This is a genomic window from Nonomuraea bangladeshensis (assembly GCF_039529455.1).
GTDB lineage: Bacteria > Actinomycetota > Actinomycetes > Streptosporangiales > Streptosporangiaceae > Nonomuraea > Nonomuraea bangladeshensis.
The window spans coordinates 23799-38593 of the sequence record NZ_BAAAMV010000003.1; the positions used below are offsets into that span (position 1 = coordinate 23799).

At 72.1% G+C, this 14795-nt stretch carries 15 protein-coding genes and 3 tRNA genes; 12 read left to right on the top strand and 6 right to left on the bottom strand.

From position 1 onward, the window contains the following. Nucleotides 1-36: 36 nt before the first annotated feature. The gene (locus ABD292_RS08280; RefSeq protein ID WP_344206474.1) at nt 37-2007 is read right to left on the bottom strand and encodes a M3 family metallopeptidase; all 1971 of its coding nucleotides are present in this window, start codon (nt 2005-2007) and stop codon (nt 37-39) included. Nucleotides 2008-2173: 166 nt separating this feature from the next. Between ABD292_RS08280 and ABD292_RS08285 the strand changes: the two genes are divergently transcribed. Further along, nucleotides 2174-2245 (top strand) — tRNA-Gln (locus ABD292_RS08285). A 63-nt stretch (nt 2246-2308) separates the two neighbouring features. Here ABD292_RS08285 and ABD292_RS08290 read toward each other — a convergent pair. Then, a complete protein-coding gene (locus ABD292_RS08290; RefSeq protein ID WP_344206475.1) occupies nt 2309-3250 on the bottom strand; it encodes an alpha/beta fold hydrolase in 942 nt (313 codons plus the stop codon). A gap of 110 nt (nt 3251-3360) precedes the next feature. On the opposite strand from ABD292_RS08290, the gene ABD292_RS08295 reads away from it, so the two are divergent. The 4 genes from ABD292_RS08295 (at nt 3361) to ABD292_RS08310 (ending at nt 5522) form a co-directional block, all read left to right on the top strand. Beyond that, entirely contained in the window at nt 3361-4626 is a 1266-nt protein-coding gene (locus tag ABD292_RS08295) for a sensor histidine kinase (protein ID WP_344206476.1), read from the top strand. Next, the gene (locus tag ABD292_RS08300) at nt 4623-5243 is read left to right on the top strand and encodes a response regulator (RefSeq protein ID WP_344206477.1); all 621 of its coding nucleotides are present in this window, start codon (nt 4623-4625) and stop codon (nt 5241-5243) included. The genes ABD292_RS08295 and ABD292_RS08300 overlap by 4 nt, the downstream gene beginning before the upstream one ends. Nucleotides 5244-5354: 111 nt before the next feature. Then, nucleotides 5355-5430, top strand: a tRNA-Glu gene (locus ABD292_RS08305). A 19-nt stretch (nt 5431-5449) separates the two neighbouring features. Next, nucleotides 5450-5522 (top strand) — tRNA-Glu (locus ABD292_RS08310). A gap of 112 nt (nt 5523-5634) precedes the next feature. On the opposite strand, the gene ABD292_RS08315 is transcribed toward ABD292_RS08310, so the two are convergent. Both ABD292_RS08315 and ABD292_RS08320 read right to left on the bottom strand, forming a co-directional pair. After that, a complete protein-coding gene (locus ABD292_RS08315; RefSeq protein WP_344206478.1) occupies nt 5635-7356 on the bottom strand; it encodes a hypothetical protein in 1722 nt (573 codons plus the stop codon). A 58-nt stretch (nt 7357-7414) separates the two neighbouring features. After that, nucleotides 7415-8131 carry an IclR family transcriptional regulator gene (locus ABD292_RS08320; RefSeq protein WP_020543978.1) on the bottom strand — a complete coding sequence of 239 codons (717 nt, stop codon included), beginning with the start codon at nt 8129-8131 and terminating at the stop codon, nt 7415-7417. 143 nt (nt 8132-8274) lie between these two features. On the opposite strand from ABD292_RS08320, the gene leuC reads away from it, so the two are divergent. The 4 genes from leuC to ABD292_RS08340 all read left to right on the top strand — a co-directional run bounded on the left by leuC (nt 8275) and on the right by ABD292_RS08340 (nt 10878). Continuing rightward, the gene (leuC, locus tag ABD292_RS08325) at nt 8275-9660 is read left to right on the top strand and encodes a 3-isopropylmalate dehydratase large subunit (protein ID WP_344206479.1); all 1386 of its coding nucleotides are present in this window, start codon (nt 8275-8277) and stop codon (nt 9658-9660) included. A gap of 13 nt (nt 9661-9673) precedes the next feature. Further along, nucleotides 9674-10261 carry a 3-isopropylmalate dehydratase small subunit gene (gene leuD / locus ABD292_RS08330; protein WP_344206480.1) on the top strand — a complete coding sequence of 196 codons (588 nt, stop codon included), beginning with the start codon at nt 9674-9676 and terminating at the stop codon, nt 10259-10261. Continuing rightward, nucleotides 10240-10479 (top strand): SCO5555 family protein, encoded by a 240-nt coding sequence (locus ABD292_RS08335; RefSeq protein ID WP_329590566.1) that lies wholly within the window; start codon nt 10240-10242, stop codon nt 10477-10479. The genes leuD and ABD292_RS08335 overlap by 22 nt, the downstream gene beginning before the upstream one ends. A 99-nt stretch (nt 10480-10578) precedes the next feature. Then, nucleotides 10579-10878 (top strand): HU family DNA-binding protein, encoded by a 300-nt coding sequence (locus ABD292_RS08340; protein ID WP_020543974.1) that lies wholly within the window; start codon nt 10579-10581, stop codon nt 10876-10878. Nucleotides 10879-10947: 69 nt separating this feature from the next. Here the strand turns inward: ABD292_RS08340 and ABD292_RS08345 are convergent, their stop codons facing one another. Further along, the gene (locus ABD292_RS08345; protein ID WP_344206481.1) at nt 10948-11148 is read right to left on the bottom strand and encodes a hypothetical protein; all 201 of its coding nucleotides are present in this window, start codon (nt 11146-11148) and stop codon (nt 10948-10950) included. A 40-nt stretch (nt 11149-11188) separates the two neighbouring features. Beyond that, nucleotides 11189-11830 carry a 2-phospho-L-lactate guanylyltransferase gene (cofC, locus tag ABD292_RS08350; protein ID WP_344206482.1) on the bottom strand — a complete coding sequence of 214 codons (642 nt, stop codon included), beginning with the start codon at nt 11828-11830 and terminating at the stop codon, nt 11189-11191. A gap of 74 nt (nt 11831-11904) precedes the next feature. Here cofC and ABD292_RS08355 point away from each other — a divergent pair, with 74 nt between their 5' ends. The 3 genes from ABD292_RS08355 to ABD292_RS08365 all read left to right on the top strand — a co-directional run bounded on the left by ABD292_RS08355 (nt 11905) and on the right by ABD292_RS08365 (nt 14792). Beyond that, a complete protein-coding gene (locus ABD292_RS08355; RefSeq protein WP_344206483.1) occupies nt 11905-12615 on the top strand; it encodes a lysophospholipid acyltransferase family protein in 711 nt (236 codons plus the stop codon). 4 nt (nt 12616-12619) lie between these two features. Continuing rightward, nucleotides 12620-13630: an NAD(P)H-dependent glycerol-3-phosphate dehydrogenase gene (locus tag ABD292_RS08360; protein ID WP_344206484.1), complete on the top strand. Its 1011-nt coding sequence runs from the start codon at nt 12620-12622 to the stop codon at nt 13628-13630. 64 nt (nt 13631-13694) lie between these two features. Further along, the gene (locus tag ABD292_RS08365; protein ID WP_344206485.1) at nt 13695-14792 is read left to right on the top strand and encodes a D-alanine--D-alanine ligase family protein; all 1098 of its coding nucleotides are present in this window, start codon (nt 13695-13697) and stop codon (nt 14790-14792) included. The last annotated feature ends 3 nt before the right edge of the window (nt 14793-14795 follow it).

Genomic DNA, 14795 nt, shown 5'->3' on the forward strand with positions numbered 1-14795 from the left:
CGCTCTCGTGGCGGGCCGCCCCGGCCGGGCCGTTTGTCAGTCCAGGCCGCGCCGCTTCAGCAGCGGCTCGATGCGCGGCTCGCGCCCCCGGAAGTTGCGGAAGGCGCTCAGCGGGTCGAGGCTGCCGCCCCGCGACAGCAGCTCACGGCGGAAGTGCTCGCCGTTCTCCCTGCGCAATCCGCCGTTCTCCTTGAACCACTCGACGCTCTCGGCGTCCAGCACCTCGCTCCAGATGTAGGAGTAGTAGCCGGCGCTGTAGCCGCCGGCGAAGATGTGCGCGAAGTAGTTGGTGCGGTAGCGCGGCCGCACCTGCGGCACGGCGATCCCGGCCCGCTCCAGCGCCGCCGCCTCGAACGCCTCGGCGTCGGCCACCTCCTCGCCCGGCGCGAGCCGGTGCCAGGCCCAGTCGAGCAGCGTGGCGGCGAGATATTCGACGGTCTTGAAGCCCTGGTTGAACGTCTCGGCCGCGGTCAGCTTCTCCACCAGCTCGGCCGGCATCGGCTCGCCCGTCTCGTGGTGCCTGGCGTAGTTGGCCAGCACCTCGGGCCAGGTCACCCACATCTCGTTGACCTGCGAGGGGTACTCGACGAAGTCGCGCGGCACCGAGGTGCCGGACACGCGCGGGAAGCGCACCTTCGAGAACAGGCCGTGCAGGGCGTGCCCGAACTCGTGGAAGGCGGTCGTGACCTCGTCGTAGGTGAGCAGCGTCGGCCCCGAGGCGGGCTTGGTGACGTTGAGGTTGTTCAGCACCACCGGCCGCAGCCCGAACAGCAGCGACTGGTCCACCAGGTTGTTCATCCACGCCCCGCCGCGCTTGTTCGCCCGCGCGTACGGGTCCAGCAGGAACAGCCCGAGCGCGGAGCCGTCCTCCTCGAACACCTCGAACACCTTCACGTCCGGGTGGTAGCCGGCCAGGTCGGTCCGCTCCTCGAAGGTGACGCCGTACAGCTTGCCGGCCGCGAAGAAGATGCCGTCGCGGTAGACCCGCTCCAGCTCGAAGTACGGCCGCACCGCGCTGTCGTCGAAGTCGTAGCGGGCCTTGCGCACCTGCTCGGAGTAGTAGGGCCAGTCCCACGGCTCGATCGGGAACCCGGCCTGCGCGGCCAGCTCCTCGGCCTCCCGCCCGGCGTTGCGCACGGCCGGGCCGACGAGCTGGCCGAGCATCTCCTCGACCGCCTCGACGGTCTTGGCCGTCTGGTCGGCCACCACGTAGGAGGCGTGGTCGGGGAAGCCGAGCAGCGCCGCCCGCTCGGCGCGCAGCGCCGCCATCCTGGCCGCGATCGCGAAGTTGCCCGGCGCGCGGCCGACGCTCAGCTCGAACAGGCGGCGGCGCACGTCGCGGTTCGTGAGCTGGGAGAGCGCGGGCTGGGCGGTGAAGTTGAGCAGCGGCAGCGCGTACGTGCCGTCGTCCTGCCGCAGCGAGTCGATCCTGGCCTGGTCGAAGCCGTCCAGCTCGGCCGGGTCCTTGACCACCAGCGCGGCCTCGGTGGCCGCCTTCAGCAGCGCCTGCGCGAACTCGGTGGACAGCCGCGACAGCTCCTCGTTGAGCTCGCGCAGCCGGGCCTGCTCGGTCTCCGACAGGTCGGCGCCGGCCCTGATGAAGTCCTCGCGGTATTTCTGCAGCAGCCACGCCTCCTCCGGGTCGGAGGTGGTGACCTGCTTGATGCGCGCCCACAGCGCCCGGTTGAGCCGGATGCTGTCGCTGTGCCGGGTCAGCTCGGGAGAGATCTCCTTCTCGATCTCCATGATGCCGTCGCTGGAGTTGGAGGAGGCGATGCTGAAGAAGGCCGTGGCCGTGCGGTCGAGGACGCGCCCCGACCGTTCGAGCGCGGCGATCGTGTCGTCGAACGTCGGCGGCTCGGTGCTGCCGGCGATCGCCTCGACCTCCGCCAGCTGCTCCGCCATGCCGCGCCGGAAGGCGGGCAGGTAGTGCTCCTCGCGGATCTCGGCGAAGGGCGGCAGCTCGTACGGCAGGTCACTGGGGGCGAAGAAGGGGTTCTCTGCCAAAGCTCGGGCTCCTCCACGTGGTGTTTTGTCCCCCACAGCTTGGCACGGCCACGCCCCCGCCGCGCCCGCCGGTCACCCCGTCCGGCAATCGTTTTGGTCTTACCCCCGGAGCTGGGCTATTCTTTCGGACGTCGCCAAGCGCGCTCCACGGAGCTCGTGACAGCGGTGGGGTATGGTGTAATTGGCAGCACGACTGATTCTGGTTCAGTTAGTCTAGGTTCGAGTCCTGGTACCCCAGCAAGGCGCCATCTGCGGCGGGAGTCTCATCGAGACCCCCGCTTTTTTGTTTTCCGCCCGCGGGTCAGCGTGCCAGCTTGTCCAGGATGTCGGTGATCTGGCGGTAGTCCTCCGGGGTCGGGGCGTGGGAGGTGTCCACGGTGAAGACCTCGAACCGGTTGCCCGGCGTGGCGGCGTCCGCCTCCCTGATCATGCGGTCCTGGAGCGCGAGCGGGATCACCCGGTCACGGGAGTGCCGGATGTAGACGCGCGGCACCCGCCCCCAGGCGTACGGGCGGCCACGGGAGTCCGCGCCGGACACCAGCAGGCTCTCGTCGGGCAGCAGCGTGTTCAGCATGGCCAGCAGCTCGCCGTCGGTCCCGCCGGCCATGTACGCGGCCTTGGCGGCCGCCAGGAACGCCGGGTCGTTCGTCCGCCAGTTCACCCGGATCGCGCCCAGCTCGCGGGGGTCGCCGACGATCGCGCCGAGCACGCTGCCCGCCAGGCTGCCCGCGTTCTCCGGCGTCTCCATGTACTCCGCCGGGGAACGCAGCTCCGTGCAGCAGAAGGCGGCGTCGTAGACCAGCAGGTCGACCAGGTCGGGCACGGCGTCGGCGGCCTTCGTCACGGTGGAGCCGCCGAGGCTGCCGCCCACCAGCACCACCCTGCCGTGCCGCGCGGCCCGGCGTACGGTGTCCACCGTGGCCGCCACGTAGTCGTCCAGCGTCACCCGCGCCACCGGCGAGGGCAGCGCCGCCAGCGCCGCAAGGTCCTGCGGCGCCTGGTAGGCGACGTGGAACTGCTCGGCGGGGCCGTGCCCCGGCAGGCTCACGCCCACCGAGCGGTGCCCGCGCAGGGTGAGCTCGGCGTCGGCGGAGGCCACGCCGTTCGAGCCGGTCACGAAGACGAACGTGGTCACCTCCCTGCCCCGCCGGGGAGGCCCGCCCGTCATGGCGGCCGCCTGGACGCCGAGCGCGCCCGCGGCCGTGGCCAGCTGGATCGTCTTCCTTCGTGTGGGATCGCTCATGTCCCCGATCGTCGCCCGCGCGGACCCGGCGCCGCTTCGCCCGGCCGGCTCCGCGATCGGTGGAGGCCGCGTATCCACCGATCGGTGGATGCCGTGCCAGGCTGGAGGGCATGAGCCGGCTTGACGGGCGCGAACGGTGGGTCTTCCTGGGGCTCGCGTACGCGCTGCTCGCGACCTCCGCGACCGCCGCCGCCCTCACGGGCACGAACGGCGGCGACGCGGAGCCGTCGTCGTGGCCGCTCCCGTGGTCGTTCTCGGGGTCGTCCGGCGGCGCGGGGTGGCCCGTGCTCGCCGTGGCCGCCGCCGTGTGGGTCGCGCCGCTCGCCTGGCTGCACCCGCGCCGCGACCGGCGTCGCGTGCTCGTCGTCGGCCACTACCTCGTCCTCGTGGCCCTCGCCGGAGCGCTGACGGCCGCGCACGCCGCCTTCGCGGTGTTCGCCGCGGTCGGTTATCCGCTCGCCCTCGCGCTGCTCCCGTCCCGGCTGGTGATGGCCGGGGTGACGGTCACCGCCGTCGTCGTCGTGGCCGCCCAGGCGGCCCCCGGCGACCGCGCCGCACTGCTCACCGTGATCGCCGGCGTCGCCCTGCCCCTGGCCGTCGCCGGCTGGTACGTCGCCGCCGAGCACGACAAGCGCCGCCGCCTCGTCGTACGCCTGCGCGCCGCCATGGACGAGAACGCCTCCCTGCACGCCAGGCTGCTGGACCAGGCCAGGCACGCGGGCGTACGCGACGAGCGGCACCGGGTGGCCGGCGAGCTGCACGACACCCTGACCCAGGACCTCGTCGCGCTGATCCGCCAGCTCGACGCCGCCGCCGGCGCCACCGGCGAGGAAGCCGGCCGCCACCTCGGCCAGGCCGCCACGCTGGCCCGGCGCGGGCTGGCCGAGGCCCGCCGGTCGGTGAACGCGCTGCGTCCCGGCCCGCTGGAGCGGTCGAGCCTGCCGGAGGCGCTGGAGCGCATGGCCGCGTCCTGGTCGCGGATGTCGAGGGTGCCGCTGGCCTGCGAGGTCACCGGATGGCCGGTCGCGCTGTCCGCCGACCTGGAGGCCACCCTGTTCCGCGTCGCCCAGGAGGCCCTGGCGAACGTCGCCAGGCACGCGGAAGCCACCAGGGCGGCTCTCACCCTGTCGTACACGGACGATCTCGTGCTCCTGGACATCCGGGATGACGGAGCCGGGTTCGATCCGCAGGCGGCCACTGACGGCTTCGGGCTCGACGGCATGCGGCAGCGGGTCCGGGCCGCCGGCGGCACCCTGGAGATCGAGTCACAGCCGGGCGCGGGCACCGCGATCGCGGCCGCCGTCCCAGCCCTGCCTACTGCCGTTCCCCCCTCTCCAGCCGATGAGACGATGGCGGGCGGAGGGGAGGACTCATGACGCCACCCGTGCGGGTGCTGGTCGCCGACGACCACCCCATCGTGCGCGACGGCCTGCGTGCCGCCCTCGGCCCCGGCTCCGGCGTGGAGCTCGCCGGCGAGGCGGCCGACGGGGAGCAGGCCGTGCGCCTGGCCGCCGAGCTGCGTCCCGACGTCGTGCTGATGGACCTGCGCATGCCCGGCCTGGACGGCGTCGCCGCCATCAGGCGCATCGCCGGCACCGGCCCCCGGGTGCTGGTGCTGACCACGTTCGACACCGACGTGCTGCCCGCGCTGGAGGCGGGCGCCCACGGCTACCTGCTCAAGGACGCCCCGCCCGGCGAGCTGGTCCGCGCGGTGCTGGCCGTCCACCGGGGCGAGACCGTGATCGCGCCCGCCGTCGCCGGCCGGCTGGCCGAGCAGGTACGCAGGCCGTCCAGAGGCGCCCTGAGCAGGCGCGAGCTGGAGGTGCTGCGGCTGGTGGCCGGGGGAGCGACCAACAAGGAGGCGGCGGCCGCGCTGTTCATCAGCGAGGCCAGCGTCAAGACGCACCTGCTGCACGTGTACGCCAAGCTCGACGTCCGCGACCGGGCCGCGGCCGTGAGCGAGGGCTACCGGCGCGGCCTGCTCACCGCCTGACCGCCGGTAAGGGCGTACGGAGCGCTGTTAAGCGGTTTGGTTGTGGTCTGCGGGGTGCGGTAGAGTTACCTGCGTCGCCGGGGAGATCCGGCGACGAAAGCTTGTGGACAGGGTCCCGTCGTCTAGTGGCCCAGGACGCCGCCCTCTCAAGGCGGTAGCGCCGGTTCGAATCCGGTCGGGACTACCACTTGTCACAAGCTCGCGAAGGTCCCGTCGTCTAGTGGCCCAGGACGCCGCCCTCTCAAGGCGGTAGCGCCGGTTCGAATCCGGTCGGGACTACGTCTGCTCCATCAACGCTCCGGCGCCTCTGGCCCGGGGCGTTTTCGCGTTTCACGGGGCCGTACCGCAAGCGGAAAGCCCCCGCCGCGAACGGCGAGGGCTTTCCGCGACGTCACACCGAGCGGGCCTTGAACAGCGCCCGCCGGGCCGCCTTCGCGATCTGCTTGTCCGGGTGGACCTGGGAGATGAGGTCCAGCAGCTCCTCGACGTGCGCGTGCGGGATCTTCCAGATGACCTCGAGCAGCTCGGTGACCATCTCGGGGCCGATGTCCTGGAGGCTGCTCACGAACTCCGACCGGCCGAGCCCGGCCGAGATCGTCCACATGTCGAGAATCAGCCAGCGGGTGTCGTCCTGCGTCGGCTCGGGAGCGCCCTCCACCTTGAGCTGGCTGAGATGCGTGGCCGCGTAGGGCCGCAGCGACGGCTGCTTGAGCGCCTCCTGCCAGGCGGGAAGCGCGGCCTCGCCCAGCGTGCCGACGACGCTGGCCGCCTGCACCCGGATGAGCGCGTCGCTCTCGTCCTCGGCCGCGGCCTCCAGCAGCTCCTCGGCGGCCTTGGCCGGCTCGCGCAGCCGCATCCAGGCGGCGAACTCGGCGTCGGCCTCCTCCTCGGGCAGCTCGGCGCTGAGCGCCAGCAGCTCGTGGGCGCTCATCGACTCGATGGCGGGCCGGGCGTCCACCTCGATGTCGGCGTCGTCCACCAGGTGGACGACCCCCTCGGTGCCGAGCGGCGTGAGCTTGAGCGTGCGGCCCTCGACCTCCACCATGCCGTAGCCGACCAGCCAGTCGACTGCGGGGGCGAGCGGGTCGCCTGCGGCCTCCCAGGCGTCGGCGCCGAGCTCCTCGTCCAGCTCGGCGGCGGCCTCGGACAGCTCGCGCGCCAGCTCGTCGAGGTCGCGCGAGCCGCCGGCCAGCAGCAGCCTGACCAGCACGCCGCGGGTCAGGCCGGCCAGCGCCATGGTCAGGTCGTCGTCGGACAGCTCGGGGTCGCCGTAGTCGACCGAGTGGAGCCCGAGCATCCAGGCGTCGAGGACGTCCTCGTCGTCGTCGAACGGCCACTCGGCCGTGTCGTCCTGGACCGCGACCGTGTTGCCCTCGCCCGGCTCCAGGAACTCGAGGTCCACGGCGAGGTTCCAGATGTTCCACAGGTAGGGCACGGCCTCGGCGATCGGGCCCTCGACCTCGGGCCTGGGCAGCCCGACGGCGGCCAGCGCCTCCTCCACCTCGGTGTCGCTGAGCAGGGTGTCCTCGCCCACGCGGCGGCCGGAGCCGACCCAGAGGGCCAGGTCGCGGGCCTTGGCGATGAGCGGGGCCTGCCGGGCGGCCGCGGCCAGCTCGGAGTCGGGCCGCAGCCGGATCGTGTCGAGGTCGGCGAGCTCGTCGGCGAACGGCTCGAAGTCGCCGAGGTCGCCGGTCTCCTCCTCGCCGTCCGCCTCGTCGGCGTCGTCGCCGTCCTCGACGAGCTCGTCCATCAGCTCGACGAACTCGTCCTCGACGTCGTCGAGCTCGGCCTGCAGATCGGCGAGGGAGTCGGAGCGCTTGGTCAGCCTGCCGGTCTGCGAGAGGAACGTGAGGTAGGCGTCCACGGCCGGGAGCATCCCGTCGGCGGCGGCGTCGGGATCCTCCACCACCTCCGGCATGCGGTCGAGCAGCAGGTTGCGCAGGTCGGCGCGCTTCCAGGTGCCCGGGTCCGGCGAGAAGGCGAGACGGTGCCACAGGGCGGCGGGCCCCACGAGCTCGGGGTCGCTGTCGGGCGCGTTGACGCGCGCCCACATGATGAACTCTTCGAGCAGGGGTCGCAGCTCAGTGGCGGCTACCTCGATGCGATCTGTCACGCACTCAGGCTAGTGCGCTCCCGACGTTGACGGCTCCCGAAATACATCCTTTTGCTGATCATGACGTGCGCCGCATGGCCTCGGTGATGCGTTCGGCGGCGGCCATGACCGGCACCGCGTGCAGCCGGCCGGGGGCCCGGGTCAGCCGTTCGATGGGGCCGGAGACCGACACGGCCGCGATCACCTTGCCGCCGCTGCCCCTTATGGGCGCCGAGACGCTCGCCACACCCTGCTCGCGCTCGCCGACGCTGTGGGCCCAGCCGCGCCGCCGTACGGAGGCCAGGGTCGCGGCGGTGAACTTGGCGCCGCGCAGGCCGCGGTGCAGCCGGTCGGGCTCCTCCCAGGCGAGCAGGATCTGGGCCGCCGAGCCGGCCGTCATGGGCAGCGCCGAGCCCACCGGGACGGTGTCGCGCAGGCCGCTGGCCCGCTCGGCCGCGGCCACGCAGACCCGCTCATCGCCCTGCCGGCGGTAAAGTTGCGCACTCTCCCCGGTCAGGTCCCTGAGCTGCATGAGGACGGGGGAGGCCACGGCGAGCAGCCGGTCCTCGCCGGCGGCGGTGGACAACTCCGACAGCCGCGGCCCCAGCACGAAACGGCCCTGTGTGTCCCGGCTGACGATGCGGTGATGCTCCAGTGCGACGGCCAGACGGTGGGCCGTGGGGCGGGCCAGACCGGTGGCCTGGACGAGCTGCGCCAGTGAAGCGGGTCCCGCTTCTAGGGCATTGAGTACAAGAACGGCCTTGTCGAGTACTCCGACTCCGCTAGAGTTGTCCATGTACCGATACTGCAGTCTCGACATATGAGAAGGCAAGTCGGAGGCAAACTCCCGCAAAGATGCACCGGGACCCGGAGCGGCAGACGGGGGCGGGCCTTGAGCGGGCGATGCGACGGCGCATCGCGAAGACACAGGAGGAGATCATGGGCCGCACACTGGCCGAGAAGGTCTGGGAGCAGCACGTCGTGAGGCGTGCCGAGGGCGAACCTGACCTGCTCTACATCGACCTGCACCTCATTCACGAGGTGACCAGTCCGCAGGCGTTCGACGGGCTCCGCCTCGCCGGCCGCAAGGTGCGCCGCCCCGACCTCACCATCGCCACCGAGGACCACAACGTGCCGACCGTGCTCGGCCCGATCTCCGACCCCGTGTCCAAGACGCAGGTCGAGACGCTGCGCAAGAACGCCGCCGAGTTCGGCATCCGGCTGCACCCGATGGGCGACGCCGGGCAGGGCGTGGTGCACATCATCGGCCCGCAGTTCGGCCTGACCCAGCCGGGCATGACGATCGTCTGCGGCGACTCGCACACCTCCACGCACGGCGCGTTCGGCGGCATCGCCTTCGGCATCGGCACCTCCGAGGTCGAGCACGTGCTCGCCACCCAGACGCTGCCCGCCTACCGGCCGAAGACGATGGCCGTCGAGGTCAGCGGCGAGCTGCCCGCCGGCGTCACCGCCAAGGACCTGATCCTGGCCATCATCGCCAAGATCGGCACCGGCGGCGGCCAGGGCCACATCATCGAGTACCGCGGCGAGGCCGTGCGCAAGCTCTCCATGGAGGGCCGCATGACCGTCTGCAACATGTCGATCGAGGCCGGCGCGCGGGCGGGCATGATCGCCCCCGACGAGACCACGTTCGCCTACCTCAAGGGCCGCCCGCACGCGCCCGAGGGCGAGGCGTGGGACCAGGCCGTCGCGTACTGGAAGTCGCTGCGCACCGACGACGACGCCGTCTTCGACCAGGTCGTGGAGATCGACGCGACGACGCTGACCCCCTACGTCACGTGGGGCACCAACCCCGGCCAGGGCCTGCCGCTGGGCGAGTCCGTCCCGAGCCCCGAGTCCTTCGCCGACCCGGTCGCGCGGGCCGCCGCCGAGCGGGCGCTGGAGTACATGGGCCTGTCGGCCGGCACGCCGCTGCGTGAGATCGAGGTCGACACCGTCTTCGTCGGCTCGTGCACCAACGGCCGCATCGAGGACCTGCGCTCGGCCGCCGAGATCCTGAAGGGCCGCCAGGTCAAGACCCGCACGCTCATCGTGCCCGGCTCGATGCTGGTCAAGCTCCAGGCCGAGCAGGAGGGCCTGCACGAGGTGTTCAAGGCCGCGGGCGCCGAGTGGCGCGAGGCCGGCTGCTCGATGTGCCTCGGCATGAACCCCGACACGCTCCAGCCGGGCGAGCGCAGCGCCTCGACCTCCAACCGCAACTTCGAGGGCCGCCAGGGCAAGGGTGGCCGCACCCACCTGGTGTCGCCGCAGGTCGCCGCCGCGACCGCGGTCACCGGCCGCCTGACCGCCCCCGCCGACCTGTAAGGAGTCACGACCGATGGAAGCCTTCACCACCCACACCGGTACGGCGGTGCCGCTGCGCCGCAGCAACGTCGACACCGACCAGATCATCCCGGCCGTCTGGCTCAAGCAGGTCAGCCGCACCGGTTTCGAGAAGGGCCTGTTCGCCGCCTGGCGCGAGGACCCCACGTTCGTGCTGAACGACCCCGCCTACGAGGGCGGCTCGATCCTCGTCTCCGGCCCCGACTTCGGCACCGGCTCCTCCCGCGAGCACGCGGTGTGGGCCCTGCAGCAGTACGGGTTCCGCGCCGTGATCGCCGCCCGCTTCGGTGACATCTTCCGCAACAACTCCACCAAGATGGGCCTGCTGCCGGTCGTCCTGCCCGGCGACAAGGTCGAGGCCCTGCAGGCCGCCGTCGAGGCGGACCCCAAGCTGGAGATCACCGTTGACCTGGCCGAACGCCAGGTCCGCTGGGCGGACGAGGTCGTCGCGTTCGAGATCGACGACTACACCCGCTGGCGGCTGATGGAGGGCCTGGACGACATCGGACTGACCCTGCGTCACGCCGAGGACATCACGGCGTACGAGAATGGTCGGCAGCCATGGCTGCCGACGACCGTCTAGAGGACGACGAACTGGCGCGGCGGTTGCGCGAGGCGCACCGCCGCGTCCGCCTGCTGCCCGCCGCCGATCCCGCCGTGGACAAGGCGCGGCTGGCCCGCCGCTATCTCGCCATCTGCGACCTCGCCAAGCGTGACCCCGAGCGGGCGGCGGCCCGGCTGGAGGCGTTCCTGTCCGCGCTCGACACGCCACGTAATGACGAAAACACCGTCGGTGATTGAGTTCCCCCGCGATCCCGCCTACTTTCGACTCGCGTAAGGGGTTTCTACGTCGAACTCGTGTGCTGGAACCCTGACCATAACTGGGGGAGCAGGACTTTCATGAACAAGCGAGAACTCGTCGAGGCCATTTCGGACCGGGTGGGCGACAAGAGGACGGCCACCGAGGCCGTGAACGCGGTCATCGACACCATCCAGAAGGCCGTGGCGAGCGGCGACAAGGTCTCGATCACGGGCTTCGGCGCGTTCGAGATGGTGAACAAGCCGGCGCGCACGGCCAGGAACCCGTCCACGGGTGCCGAGATCAACGTCGCGGAGAGCTGGGCTCCCAAGTTCCGCCCCGGTTCGGAGTTCAAGGACCTCGTGAACGAGGGCGGCAAGAAGAGCGGCAAGAAGAAGTAGCCGCAGCAGATCGTCAGCGGACCGTCACGCCCGGGCTCCTCGCCCGGGCGTCGCGCGTTGTGCGGCCTCCTAGGGCAGCGGGAACGTGGACAGCGTGATGTACGTGACCCGCTCCCCGGTCAGCGCCAGGTTGACCCGCTGCCCGGTGCGCAGCAGCCGCAGCGGGCCCGCGTCGAAGGCGGGGGCGTCGAACTCCAGCACGGTCCCGTCGTCAAGGAAGACCGTGCCCGACCTGGTGGCCTCGTCGAAGCTGCGTACCGTGCCCTGCACGCCACCAGCGTAATCCGTGCGCCGGGGGCGCGGCGAGCGGTCAGGCCCCGGAGCCCGGCCACAGCTCGGCGACCAGCGCCGCCGTGTGCGGCCCCAGCCCCAGCGCGATCGCCGCCGCCAGGTCGGCGGGGGTGTCCACGTCGCGCCGGACCGATTCGATGCCCGGCACGCACAGCTCCTTCGCGCCGCCCGCCAGATGTCTGGCCCGCGACTCCCCGCCGAAGCGCGGCGTGAACGGGACCCCCGGCCGTACCCCGTAGAACGTGGTGCCGACGTCGAGCGCGTCGGGCACGAACGCCTGGTCGAACTCGGCCGCCGCCTCCAGCGCCGTCGCCAGCTCGGCCGGGCGCAGCGCCGGCAGGTCGGCCTGCAGCGCCCCCACCGCCTCGCCCGGCGCGACGGCCACGGCGTGCGCGGCGCCCGTGCGGAGCGCGGTGTTCAGCCCGCGGTCGGGGTCGTGCACCACCTCCGCGCCCAGCGCCGCGAGCGGGCCCGCCGCCGCGGGATCGGCGGTCACCACGATCACCCGCGCCACCGCCGGGCAGGACAACGCGGCCGCCACGGTGTCGCTCGCCACCGCCACGGCGAACCTCGTGCGGTGCGGTCCCGTCGCGTCGGCCAGCCGGGTCTTCGCGGCGACCAGCGTCTTGACCGGAATGACCAGGGACCACCGAGAGCTCATACCCTTAAGCATCGCGCCTCGACATCCTCGGCGGGCAACCGGGAGACTTGGGGCGCATACCCGAGGAGGAGTCCATGAGCCGCCGCACGCGACCGTCGCGTTTCTGGGAGACCCTGGCAGTCGTCGTCGTGAAACCACTCTCCCGGCTCCTGGTCAAGCGGGACTGGCGGCACGGCGAGCGCCTCCCGCGCACCGGCGGCATCATCATCGCGGCCAACCACCTCTCCTGGACGGACCCCGTCCTGCTCGCGCACTTCCTCTTCAACAACGGGCGCTGGCCGGTCGTCCTCGCCAAGTCCGCGCTGTTCCGCGTCCCTCTGCTCCGCCAGGCCCTGATCGGGCTGCTGGCCATCCCCGTCGAACGCGGCAGCGCCGAGGCCGCGCGCTCGCTGCGGATCTCCTCCGAACGGCTCCGGGACGGCTGCGCGATCCTGTTCTATCCCGAGGGCACCTGCACCCGTGACCCGGCCCTCTGGCCGATGGTGGGCAAGACCGGCGCGGCCCGGCTGGCGCTGGAGAGCGGCGTCCCGGTCATCCCGATCGCCCACTGGGGCGCGCACGAGCTGCTGCCGTACGGCGAGAAGAAGCCGCGGCTCTTCCCCCGCAAGACCTTCCGCGTGTCGGTGGGCCCGCCGGTCGACCTGTCCGCATACGCCGGCCGGCCGCCGCAGGGCGACGTCCTGCGCGAGGCCACGGCCGACATCATGGCGGCGATCACCGCGCAGCTCGCCGAGCTGCGCGGCGAGAAGGCCCCCGAGGCCCCCTACGACCCCGCGAGGCGGTGACCGCATGACGAGAGTCGCCGTGTTCGGCCCCGGCTCGTGGGGCACCACGTTCGCGATGATCCTCGCGGAGGCGGGCAACGAGGTCACGCTGTGGGGGCGCAGGCCCGAGCAGATGGAGGCCATCGAGCGCACCCACGAGAACGCCGACTACCTCCCCGGCATCCCCCTGCCGCCCACGCTGCGCGCCACCACCGACCCCGAGCGGGCCCTCGACGGCGCCGACTTCGTGGTGTTGTGCGTGCCTTCGCAGACCCTGCGGGCCAATCTGGCCGCCTGGCGCGAGCACATCCCGCGCGGAGCGGTCCTGGTCAGCCTCATGAAGGGCATCGAGCTCGGCACCACCAAGCGGATGAGCGAGGTGATCCGCGAGGTGGCCGAGGTGCCGGAGGAGCGGGTGGCCGTCGTCTCCGGACCCAACCTGGCCAAGGAGATCGCCCAGCGCCAGCCCGCCGCCACCGTCGTGGCCTGCGCCGACGAGTCCGTCGCCGAGAAACTGCAGGCGATCTGCCACCTGCCGCCGTGGTTCCGCCCGTACACCAACCCCGACGTCGTCGGCGTCGAGCTGGGCGGCGCGGTCAAGAACGTCATCGCGCTCGCCGTCGGCGTCTCGGCCGGCATGGGCATGGGCGACAACGTCAGCGCCATGCTCATCACCCGCGGGCTGGCCGAGATGCAGCGGCTCGGCGCGGCGCTGGGCGCCGACCCGCACACCTTCGCCGGGCTCGCCGGCATGGGCGACCTCGTCGCCACCTGCAACTCGCCGCTGTCGCGCAACCGCACCTTCGGCGAGAACCTCGGGCGCGGCATGACCCTCGCCGAGGTGGTCGCCGCCACCCGGCAGACCGCCGAGGGCGTCAAGTCCTGCGAGTCGGTGCTGGCGCTCGCCCGCAAGCACGACGTCGAGATGCCGATCACCGAGGTCGTGGTCGGAGTGGTGCACGACGGCATGTCGCCGGCCGAGGCCGGCATGCTGCTCATGTCCCGCTCGCCCAAACCGGAACGGTACGGCGTCTGACCGGGCGCGCCGTGCGCCGGGGCTGACTCGCTGTACAGGGGACACCCCGGTAGATTCGGACACCATGAGCAAGCCACGCGTCGCCGTCGTTTTCGGAGGTCGCAATTCCGAGCATGCCGTGTCCCTGATGGGCGCGGGCAGCGTGCTGGATGTGATCGACAGGAGCAAGTACGAGGTGATCCCGATCGGGATCGCCCAGGACGGCAGGTGGGTGCTGGCCGCGTCCGACCAGCGGTTCGCCATCGAGGAAGGCGAGCTGCCGGTCGTCGACACCTCGGGGGCGGCGCTCGCGCTGCCCTCCGGCGGCAGCTCCCTCGTGGCCTACGACCCCGGTGCCATCCCCGTCGAGCTCGGGACGGTCGACGTGGTGTTCCCCGTGATGCACGGCCCGTTCGCCGAGGACGGCACCATCCAGGGCCTCCTGGAGATGGCCGGCGTCCGCTATGTCGGCTCCGGCGTGCTGGCCAGCGCCGTCGGCATGGACAAGGCGTACATGAAGACCGTCCTCGCCGCGGCCGGGCTGCCCACCGGCGAGTTCGTCGCCGTACGCGACCGCGACTGGCGGCTCAACCGCGAGCTGGTGCTCAAGGAGGCCGAGGAGCGGCTCGGCTACCCGGTCTTCGTCAAGCCCGCGCGGGCCGGCTCCTCCCAGGGCATCTCCAAGGCCGCCGACCGGGCCCAGCTCGAACAGGCCGTGGAGTTCGCCCGGCAGCACGACCCCAAGGTGCTCATCGAGGCCGCCATCGAGGGCCGCGAGATCGAGTGCGCGGTGCTGGAGTCGCCCGGCGACGAGCCGGCCGCCGCGTCCGTGCCCGGCGAGGTCAAGGTCGAGGGCGGGCAGGAGTTCTTCGACTTCGAGGCCAAGTACTACCCCGACCAGATGTCGCTCACCGTCCCCGCCGACATCCCCGCCGAGACGGCCGAGGAGCTGCGGGCCCTCGCGGTGCGGGCGTTCGAGGCGCTCGACTGCGAAGGGCTCTCGCGGGTCGACTTCTTCTACACGCCCGACGGGCGGCTGATACTCAACGAGATCAACACCATGCCGGGCTTCACCTCGCTGTCGGTGGCGCCGCAGCTCTGGGCCGCCACCGGGGTGTCGTACGCGGAGCTCGTGGACCGGCTCATCCAGCTCGCGCTCAACCGGCCGGCCGGGCTGCGATGAGCG